Origin of the sequence: Pedobacter sp. (assembly GCF_035317785.1) — a bacterium.
Taxonomy (GTDB): Bacteria; Bacteroidota; Bacteroidia; order Sphingobacteriales; family Sphingobacteriaceae; genus Pedobacter.
This window is the reverse complement of record NZ_DATHGC010000110.1, coordinates 1-10,962: the sequence shown is the minus strand read 5'-3', so window position 1 is coordinate 10,962 and position 10,962 is coordinate 1. Positions and strand designations below refer to the sequence as shown.

General features: G+C 47.2%; 4 protein-coding genes. 3 read left to right on the top strand and 1 reads right to left on the bottom strand.

Annotation, left to right across the window (positions count from 1 at the left end; all coding sequences use genetic code 11):
* From VK541_RS06650 to VK541_RS06640, 3 genes are all read left to right on the top strand, one after another.
* A partial coding sequence (locus tag VK541_RS06650; RefSeq protein ID WP_324368160.1) for a carboxypeptidase-like regulatory domain-containing protein occupies nucleotides 1–2,957 on the top strand: 2,957 nt, incomplete at its 5' end.
* Nucleotides 2,958–2,975: 18 nt separating this feature from the next.
* A complete protein-coding gene (locus VK541_RS06645; RefSeq protein ID WP_324368158.1) occupies nucleotides 2,976–8,432 on the top strand; it encodes a carboxypeptidase-like regulatory domain-containing protein in 5,457 nt (1,818 codons plus the stop codon).
* Nucleotides 8,433–8,463: 31 nt separating this feature from the next.
* Nucleotides 8,464–9,876, top strand: a complete 1,413-nt coding sequence (locus tag VK541_RS06640) for a GDSL-type esterase/lipase family protein (RefSeq protein ID WP_324368156.1) — start codon at nucleotides 8,464–8,466, stop codon at nucleotides 9,874–9,876.
* Here the strand turns inward: VK541_RS06640 and VK541_RS06635 are convergent.
* Nucleotides 9,836–10,962, bottom strand: a 1,127-nt coding sequence (locus tag VK541_RS06635; protein ID WP_324368154.1) for a phosphoribosylformylglycinamidine synthase subunit PurQ, incomplete at its 5' end; no start/stop codon positions are given. The two genes, VK541_RS06640 and VK541_RS06635, sit on opposite strands and share 41 nt — an antisense overlap.

Genomic DNA, 10,962 nt, shown 5'->3' with positions numbered 1-10,962 from the left:
GCTTCAGCTTTTTTAATGCGGACGGTCCCGGAAATTATAAGGTCGTTGTTGAGGGCATCAATGCGGCCGGTGAGCTGGCCAGACGGGTGTACAGGTATGAGGTCGAAGGCGGTACGCAAGCTCAGCTTCCGGAGTTACCCGCCTCCAAGAATAACGATCTGGTAAAAGCCCTGCAGGGCATGCAGCAAAAGATGCCTGCAGAGAAACTCTATGTGCACACAGATAAATCCTATTACAATCTTGGTGATACGATTTGGTTTAAGGCCTATCTTTTTGATGCCGCAACGCTCACTGCCTCCAAAAGGAGTGGCTTGCTGTATGTTGAGCTAAATAGTGATACCGCGGAATCGGTGAGAAAGATCAGTATCCCTATAAAAGACGGCACCGGATATGCGCAGATTGGATTGAGCAGGAAGATGTTCCGGGAGGGTGGCTATACCCTTAGGGCCTACACCAACTGGATGCAGAACTTTGGAGATGATTATTTTTTTACCAAAAGATTTTATTTGGGAGTTCCGTCGCAGGATACCTGGCTGGTCAGGTCCAGTTCAAAGATCGGCAAAGTTGAAAACAAGGACCAGTTGCAGACCGAGCTTTTTTTAAGCAGGGCAGATCAGACTGCGGCAGGGCTTAAGCATGTAGAAATCCGGGTTCTGGAGGGGGACCAGCTGCGCTATAAAGTACAAAAGCAGACCAGTGCGGACGGAAAATTGTCAGTCGATTATGAATTGAAGGAAAAAGCGGACGGGCGAAACATGAGACTGGAGATCGTGGCTATGAGTCCAGAAGATGGTAAACAGCGTCTGATTGTGCCTGTAAATGTGAAGAGAAACCAAAATATTGATCTGCAGCTCCTGCCGGAAGGCGGCACACTGGTTGCCGGGTTAAAATCAACCGTAGGATTTAAGGCGCTTGGTGAAGATGGAAAGGGTTTGTCTGTTGCGGGAGCACTATATGACAGCAAAAACAACCAGGTTGCTGCGTTTTCCAGTCTTTATAGAGGGATGGGTTCATTTGAATTTACACCTAAGGCTGGTGAAAGCTATACCGCAAGACTCACAGAACCAAAGGATACAGAAAAGATTTTCACGCTGGAGGTGGCCGCCGCATCAGGGACGGTGTTGACAGTGGTCAATCCAGAGCGGAATGACTCTGTTACTGTAAATATACAGGCAGTCTCAGGTATGGACCTGTCTGCGGCCGGAGGTTATCTGGTTGCTACCTCAAGGGGTGTTGTGACCTATGCGCAGCAACTGGATGAAAAGATCAACAATTATAAGATCGCAAAAAACCTTTTTCCGGCGGGAACTACGAGGTTTACTGTATTTTTAAACAAGGCTCCGGTAAACGAGCGCATTGTATTTATAGATCAGCCGCAACCACTCCAGATCGCAGTGAGTACGGACCGCTCACGTTATTATAAGCGGGAAAAGGTGGAGCTGGAGATCGCTGTAAGGGATAAAAATGGCGTGCCTGTAAAGGGCAGTTTCTCCGTAGCGATCACCGACAGCAGCCAGGTGAACCCGGATACGCTGGATAACTATGGAATATCGGCAAGCTTGCTGCTGAATGCTGAACTGAGAGGCAATGTGGAAAATCCCGGCTATTACCTCAGCAGACGCAATGAGGCAGGCTGGCAGGCATTGGATAACCTGATGCTCACCCAGGGCTGGACAGGTTATAACTGGAAAAATGCTTTTATGACCCCAAAGAAACCTGAATTTGAAGCAAATCCTTATTTCAGATTAACCGGAACTGTTGTCAATATTGCAAACAAGCCGGTTAAGGGTGCCCAGATGCTGATCTCATCTCAAAAGCCTGCTTTTATTGCGCAGAGCCTGACGGATAGTGCTGGCAGGTATATATTTGAGAATTTGCCGCAGATAGACTCGGGCTCGTTTTTTATCCAGGCACGTACCCCAAAGGGAAGAACTATGAATTTTGGCGCTGTTTCGGTAGATAAATTTAAGGCACCGCCAGTACCGGAGAATTTCAGGGACCAGATGCTGCCCTGGTATGTCAACAGCGACGCGACGCAGCTCAACTACGTAAAACACATGGCCGATGCGGAAATCAGGAGCCTCAATCTAACGGGAAATCTGCTCAGGGAAGTAAAGATCAATTCCCGAAAGACCATCAAAGGTTCCTATCACTATGGCGGCGCAGATATTGTACTGGATGAGGCCGATATCAAAGCTTCAGGGGTCATCGATCTGTACGAGCTGCTGCGGCAGCAGTTGCCGGGATTTAAAGTGGTGATGAGGGAGGGATTTCCGGCCATCATGTTCAATAATTATTATCTCAGGATCAGTATTGATGGCAATGGGCTTCCTTTCCAGCTAACGCCTTTCCCAACAGTGAATGAGGTGATTGCAGAAATGAAAGAATACAAGATCGCGTCATTTGTTGGCCTGGAAGTCATGTACAGCAGAAGATTTACCAACAGGCTTTTTGGCGCGCCAAGGGTGTCACAATTTACTCCGGGCGGTGCTGCATCAAGAATGAAGATGTCATCGCTGGAGATTTCGGCAGCGGGTTATCCCGGGAATATCAATTTTAACCGGCTTGGCGGTCAAAGTTACACGGACTGGATAATTGGTTTGCTGAACGGTGACCCGGAGGTCGCTTCAATTGAGATCACGACACGCCTCAAGAAGGGCTGGATCAGGAATAACAGACCCGACTATGCTACTTACCGGCCATTGCCGGTGACCTACCCGCAGGAGTTTTACAGCCCGAAATATACCATAAATGACAAGCATACGCTGCTACCTGACTACCGTTCCACGATCTTCTGGAAACCGGATGTGACCACGGATGTCAACGGCAAGGCAAGGTTTAGTTTTTATACATCGGATGTCACCGGGAATTATACGGTAAATCTGCAGGGAAGTGATATGGATGGCAATATTGGAAGTACAGCTTCCACTGTGAAGGTTTTTAATCAGGCTCCTTAGCCAGTAAATCTATTTTTTATGAAACGCTCCTCATTAATTTTGTTAACCACTTTTGCACTGGCCCTGCTGGCCTTTGCCCCAAGGATAGAAGAACCTGTAGAAAGATTTGTAACCGCATTTCAGCGCTGGACGGATGGCAATCCGCAGGAAAAAGTATACCTGCACATGGACAAGCCCTACTATGCAGTTGGCGATACAGTCTGGTTTAAAGCCTATGTGACCATCGGCAGCCGCCACCAGTTGTCCAAACTGAGCGGGGCATTGTATGTAGAATTGATCAATGAAAAGGATTCCCTGCTGCATGCGGTAAAACTCCCGCTTACGGCCGGTATGGCCATGGGCGATTTTACCCTGGGCGATGAATACAAGGCGGGTAATTTCCGGATCAGGGCCTATACCCAATGGATGCGCAATGCCGGCGAAGAATACTTTTATGACCACACATTTGCTGTGGGCGACCCTTTAAATGTTGTCCGGCCGGGTGATGCGGCGGATCGCGAAAAATCGGAAATGAAGGTTAAAAACCAGAAAAAGAATGAACGGCCACCCGATTCTCTTTCCAAAAGCGATGTACAGTTTTTTCCCGAAGGCGGTAACCTGCTCAACGGCATCAACTCCAGGATCGGATTTAAAGCGGTAGGCGCAAACGGTAAGGGCCTTGCTATAAAAGGGACTGTTCTGGATGAAGCAGGGCAGGAGATTACCGGTTTTGAAAGTTTACACGCTGGAATGGGGGTGTTCAACATCAGGCCTCAGGCCGGTAAGAGCTACAGTGCCAGAATAACCTTCACCGATGGTTCGGCAAAAACAATCGTGCTGCCCCGTGCTGCGGATCAGGGCTATGTGCTTTCGGTATATCAGCCCAACAAAGACAGTATTCTGGTCAGGGTCAGGACCACGCCCGGGCAGTTCCAGACGCCCCGGTCAGTAAATCTGCTTGCACAGTCAGGTGGCCAGGCCATTTTCGCCTCACCGGTAGAGATCTCCAGAGTGATGACCTCCGTCTGGATACCGAAACGGAACTTTCCCACGGGCATCACGCAGTTTACCCTGTTTGACAGCCGCGGTGAACCTGTCAATGAACGGATCATTTTTATCAAAAGTAATGACGGAATGGAACTGAAGATCAGTTCTGCTAAAAAGATCTATAAAAGCAGGGAAAAGGTCACCATAGACCTGGAGTCCATGAACAGTTTTGGTGAGGCAGTGCCGGGCAACTTCTCGGTCTCGGTGATCGATGAAAACAAGGTTCCTTTTGATGAAGCCAATGAAAGCACTTTATTGTCAAACCTCCTTTTGAGCTCAGAGATCAAAGGTTATATCGAGCAGCCCAATTATTATTTTACAAATGAAACTTACGATGTCAACAAAGCTTTGGACAACCTGATGCTCACGCAGGGATACCGGCGCTTTACCTGGAAAGAAATACTCGGCACAACTCCTGCAAACAAACCATTGTACAAAGCAGAGTCTCTCGGCACAGAAATATCCGGCAGGGTCCTCAGCCTGTCGGGTACACCTGTGGTCAATGGCACAGTGACGGTAATGTCGCTCACACCAGGATTCCTGGAACAAACAAAAACAGATGCAGACGGCCGGTTTAAGTATGAACCGGTCATGCTGGCGGACAGTCTCCGGTTTGCGGTACAGGCAATAAGCGCCAAGAAAAGTAAAAAAGTAGAAGTGATTCTGGACAGCATACCCAAACAGGTCATCGGTAAAAACTGGAACATACCCGGTTTCAATGAAAATATCGAAGAAAGCTTTAGCGTATACCTGGAAAGCAGCAAAAAGCAGGATGAAGTTCTGGTCAGGACAGGCAGGCAAAGCCGGGCCAACAGGTTGAAAGAAGTAAAGATCACAGCAAGGAAACTGATCAAATCAGAAATGAGGAGCCAGGGTATCTTTCAGATTCCCGATGGGCATGCCGATTTTACCTATATGATGAAAGACGAAAACTGTGCGAGCCTGGGGATCTGTCTTCAGGGAAGGCTCGGTTCGGTCAGCTTCAGGCCTTATCCTGAACTGCAACCGGAGGTGCTTAATATGCCTTATTATAGAAATGGACCTATGCAGGTATTTTTAGACGGCAGGAGACTAGATAGTTTAATAGAGATCAGCCAGTTGTTTGATCAAAACAGTGTCGATCCAAAAGACATCATCAAGATAGATGCGGTGACCAATAATATGGCATTGATGCAGTTGTTTAGTAAGCCTGGCAAAGGTTTCTCAACGCCTACCCCTGGATTGTTCATTTATACGAGAAAAAAACGCACACCAAGGTATACGCCAAGCATCGTTAACATCAAACCCAAAGGTTTCAATAAAGCCCGTGAGTTCTATTCGCCCCGCTATGACCGGCCAAACGTCAGCAACCAACTGCCCGACCTGCGCTCCACCATTTACTGGAACCCGAAAATAAAAACATTTGCCAGCGGAAACGCAAGTTTCAGTTTCTTCAATGCTGATGATCCCGGAACCTATAAGGTAATAGTTGAAGGCATTAATGCTGCTGGAGAACTGGCCAGGCAGGTATACCGATACGAAGTTGAAGCAGGTCCGCAGGTGCAGATCACAGATAAGGAGACCGGCAATACCACTGAAGTGGTAAAAGCCATGAAGGTGCTGCAGCAAAGGATGCCAGCCGAAAAGCTTTATGTGCATACCGATAAACCTTATTATAACCTGGGTGATACGATCTGGTTTAAGGCCTATCTTTTTGATGCAGCCACACTTGCCGCTTCAAAACGCAGCGGTCTGCTGTATGTAGAGCTGAACGACGATACCGCGGAGGTGGTCAGGCGGATCAGCATCCCGATAAAAGATGGCATTGGCTATGCCCAGATTCCGTTGGTTCCGAAGATCTTTCATGAAGGCGGCTATACCATGCGCGCCTATACCAACTGGATGCAGAATTTTGGCAGCGATTATTTCTTTACCAAACGGCTTTACCTTGGTGTGCCCACACAGGACACCTGGCTGGTCAGGTCAAGTTCAAAGATGACCAGAGTGACCGATAAAGATGAACTGCAGACAGAGGTCTCACTAACCCGCTCTGATCAGTCGGCTGTGGGTCTGCGTGATGTCGAAGTGAAAATAATGGATAGCGACAAGCAATTGTATAAAGAGAACCTGCGTACAGGCACAGATGGCCGGCTTGCGGTCAATCACGAAATCAAACGGAAAGCGGATGGCCGCAACATCAGAATGGAGATCCGGAACCTCAGCAAGAACGACGGCAGCCAGCGCCTGCTCATTCCGCTAAACATCAAAAGAGACCAAAACATCGATCTCCAGTTCTTGCCCGAAGGTGGCAATCTGGTTGCAGGTCTGAAATCGGCCGTAGGATTCAAAGCAGTTGGCGAAGATGGCCTGGGAATTCATGTAATGGGTACAATCTACGACACTAAGGAAAATCCGGTAACTGAGTTTTCAAGTTTATATGGCGGGATGGGATCCTTTGAGTTTACACCAAAAGCGGGGGAGACCTATTTTGCAAAACTAACACAGCCGGCAGATCTGGATAAGGTCTTTAATCTGCCACCTGTTAAGCGTGATGGTATCGTTTTACATGTTGTCAATGATGAGCAAAAAGATTCACTGGACCTGAATATTTCTTCGACCAGCGCCACAGACAGCAAGAGTACTTATTACCTCACGGCTACCTCCAGGGGCGTTATAACCTATGCGCAGACCATTGACCTTCAGCAAACAAAGCTGAGTATTTCAAAAAGCAGGTTTCCCCCGGGCATTACCAGGTTTACTTTGTTAAGAGATAAAACTCCTTTGAACGAACGGCTGGTATTCATTGATCACCAGGAGGACCTGCAGATTGCTGTGAAAACGGATAAACCGGCTTACTATAAAAGAGACAGCGTTAACGTAGTTTTGGAAGTCAAAGACAAAGACGGTAATCCTGTAAAAGGGAACTTTTCAGTGGCGGTAACAGACGACAGCCAGGTCACACCGGATACTGCCAGCAGCTATGGGATTACATCCGCTTTGCTGCTCAGTTCAGAATTAAAAGGGGCCATTGAAACTCCGGGGTATTACCTGAACAAAAATAACAGGCAGCGCTGGCAGGCCCTTGACAACCTGATGCTCACACAAGGCTGGAGGGGTTACGACTGGAAAGATGCATTTGCTGCGCCAAAGCCAGTCGAATTTGCTGCGGAAACGCACTTCAGGCTGTCGGGATCGGTCGCTAATATTTTAAAGAAACCTGTCGCCGGAGCTCAAATGCTGATCTCTTCAAAAAAACCGTTTTTCATAACCAGTACCATAACTGATGACAAGGGTAAATACGTTTTTGAAAACCTGCCCCAAATAGATTCCGGTTCTTTTTTCATCCAGGCAAGGACCCCTAAGGGTAAAACCATGAATTTCGGAGAGGTTACCGTCGACAAGTTTAAGACCGCTGCGGTGTCTGAAAGTTTTCGCGACCAGGTACTTCCATGGTATGTAAATACCGATGTTGCCCAGCTCAATTATGTGAAGCGCGTTGTGGCCAAAGCTCAGGAAAAAAGCCTCAGGCAATCAGGGATCACATTAAAAGAAGTAAAGATCACCACCAAAAAGATCATCAAAGGTTCCTATAACCGAAACATCTCAAAGGGTGCTGACCTCATATTTGACGAACAGGACATTAAAGAATCCGGGGTTTTGGACCTTTATCATTTGCTGAAACAAAAAGTTCCGGGTTTAAATGTAGTGATGGAGGACGGTCTGGCGACACTGAAACTGAACAACTATATGGTCATCATTGAGATAGATGGAGGCGGGCTCCCTGTGAGGATGAACGGGAACCCTAACGTTAAAGAACTGATTGAAGAATTGAGCGAATTTAAGATTGAAGGCTTTTTAGGAATGGAAGTCATGTACAGCCGGAAATATACCGGCAACTATGCGGTGCCGGGTATTGGTGAAACTTACAAATCGAAATACATCATTGCATCGGAAGTAGCGCTCCGCTCAGGATCACAGTATGTTTTAGACCCTGAAACGTTTATACAATTACAAGACAAATACGGGAATCCCATTCCCTTATACACAGTCCAGCCATTTTATAGAATTAACCATGCACAATCGGCAGGATACCTGGAACTGCGCGTAAATGTACTTACCAATAGACTAAGAGAGATTGCGGTGATCGGGATCACCACAAAAGGCGGACGCGGCTGGTATAGGAACAACAACCCTGATGTAGCAACATACAGGCCATTGCCGCTCATGTATCCGCAGGAGTTCTACAGTCCGAAATATACAGTAAGCGCAAAAGACAATACGGAGCCAGACTATCGCTCCACCATCTACTGGAAGCCTGATGTCGTTACTGATGCCGATGGTAAGGCGACACTGAGCTTTTATACTTCGGATATCACTGGTAGCTATCACATTAACCTGCAGGGCAGCAACATGGACGGGCTGATCGGCAGTGCGGGTACTACTATTAAAGTCGGGCAAAAAGCACAATAATGAATATATTAGGGTTCTAAACCATACTCCGATGCGTCAAGTCCTTTTTTTTCTGCTGATCTTCTTTTTTTGTGTACAGCTAAGTAATGCCCAGGTAAAAGTGGCCTGTATCGGTGCCAGCATCACCTATGGGCATGGTATCCAAAAGCGGGAGACCTTTTCTTTTCCCGGGCAACTCCAGATACTGATGGGCACCGGGTACCAGGTTTCTAACTATGGAGTTAGCGGAACTACCTTACTGACAAATGGCGACAACCCATATGTCAAAACCGCTCAGTATCAGCAGGCACTAAAAAGCAATCCTGATGTCGTTTTCATTGACCTGGGCGGCAATGATGCCAAGTTGATCAACAGGGTGCACCTGAATGAATATGAGGGAGATTACCGGAAAATGATCAAAGCTTTTCAGGACTTGCCATCGCATCCGCGGGTGATCCTGATGCTGCCCATGGTTTCTTTTGTGAAGGATACGACCGGCATCTGGGATCCGGTGATTGTAAACCGGATTGCGCCAAAAATAAGGAATGTGGCTTATGAGACCGGACTTGAAGTACTGGACATGCACCAGCTCCTGATAGACCACCCCGAGATGGTACCAGACCTCATCCATCCTGATGTTCATGGATCTGCTATCCTTGCTATGCGGATGTATGAAACACTCAACGCCAAAAAAGACGAAGGATTTGATGTGTTCAAGGACTTGAAAGATTTTACCAAAGAATCCTTTTACGGGTATGACTGTGCCGGTTTTAAACTGAAAGGCCGGGATTGCAAAGTAGTGAAGCCGAAATGGTCTGCCATTGGTCATCCTTACATCTGGCGGGCAAGATTCTGGGGGCATGAACCGCAAGCAGACATCGCTTTGCTGGAACGTGGATTCCATGTCGTCTATTGCGATGCTGCAGAATTGCTTGGAAATCCGGAAGCCATCGCGCTCTGGGATGATTTTTATGCCATATTGCTTAAAGCAGGCCTGTCTAAAAAAGCTGCACTGGAAGGCATGAGCAGGGGAGCCATTTATGTTTACAACTGGGCGGCAGCCAATCCTTCAATGGTAGCCTGTGCTTATGTAGATAACCCGGTACTGGATATGAAGACCTGGCCGGGTGCTAAGGAAAATGCCTTGAAATACAAGCAGGAGCACGATCAGTTTATGAAAGATTATGGACTGAGCACTGATGAAGATGTACAAAATTTCAGAGGAAGCCCAATCGATAAAATAGCGCAAATAGTAAATGGAAAGTACCCGAGCCTCATCCTTTGTGCCGATGCCGACGAAGCGGTATCACCGGAAACGAATACGCTGGCTTTTGAAAAGAAGATCAAAGCAGCAGGTGGTGTAATTACCGTAGTTCATAAACCCGGTTTCAAGCACCACCCGCACAGTATGCCAAACCCTAAGGTTATTGTTGATTTTGTCCTTCAATCCATTTCCTCGCATTGACAAAGGCCTCCATCCATGGCGTAACCTCGTCTTTGCGTCCTTTAGGATAATTTGCCCAGTGCCATTGAAACAATGAACGCTCAATGTGCGGCATCATCACCAAATGACGGCCTGTCTCGTCGCATAGCATCGCAGTGTTGTAATCAGACCCGTTCGGGCTGGCAGGGTAGCTTTCGTATGCATATTTAGCTACGATCCTGTACTTGTCTTCAGAATAAGGCAACTGGAACCGGCCTTCGCCATGCGATACCCAAACCCCCAATGTACTGCCAGCCAATGTAGACAACATTACAGAATTGTTTTCCGGTATAGTGAGTGAAGTAAAAATACTCTCATGCTTATGACTGGCATTGTGCAGCATTTTAGGTTTTACCTCATGGTCTTTATTGATCAGTCCAAGTTCTACAAAAAGCTGACAGCCGTTGCAGACACCCACAGAAAGGGTGTCCGGACGGCTGAAGAATTTCTCCAACGCAATGCGGGCCTTCTCATTGTACATAAATGCACCAGCCCAGCCTTTGGCCGATCCCAAAACATCAGAGTTGGAGAAACCACCCACGGCACCAATGAACTGAATGTCCTCCAGTGTCTCACGGCCTGTAATCAGATCCGTCATGTGCACATCTTTTACATCAAAACCCGCCAGGTACATAGCATTCGCCAGTTCTCTTTCAGAATTACTCCCTTTTTCACGAAGAACAGCTGCTTTAGGGCGGGCCTTGTTACTGTCTATCGCAGGTTTCTTGCCGTCAAACTGCGCCGGGAAATTGTATTTTAAAACGTGGTTTTTGTAGTTGTCATAGCGTTCTTTCGCTTTGACCGGGCCGCTTTGTTTTTTATCTAATAAATAAGAGGTTTTGAACCAAACATCACGTAAGTGATCGATATCCAGATTCAGCGCTTCATTGCTGCCATTTTTGATGTTCAATACAGCATCACCAGTCACTTCGCCAATTTTATGGAAAGTAACACCATTGGCTGAAAGTATTGCTTCTGCGCCAGCATCTGCCTGGAATACCACACCGATATTCTCTGCAAACAATACTTTGATCAGGTCTTGTTCACCCAAAGCAGAAAGATCAATAT

What these genes read in the sequence shown, in the direction of transcription:
- VK541_RS06645 (WP_324368158.1), top strand. Translation starts at nt 2,976, where the DNA reads ATGAAACGCTCCTCATTAATTTTGTTAACCACTTTTGCACTGGCCCTG.
- VK541_RS06640 (WP_324368156.1), top strand. Translation starts at nt 8,464, where the DNA reads ATGCGTCAAGTCCTTTTTTTTCTGCTGATCTTCTTTTTTTGTGTACAG.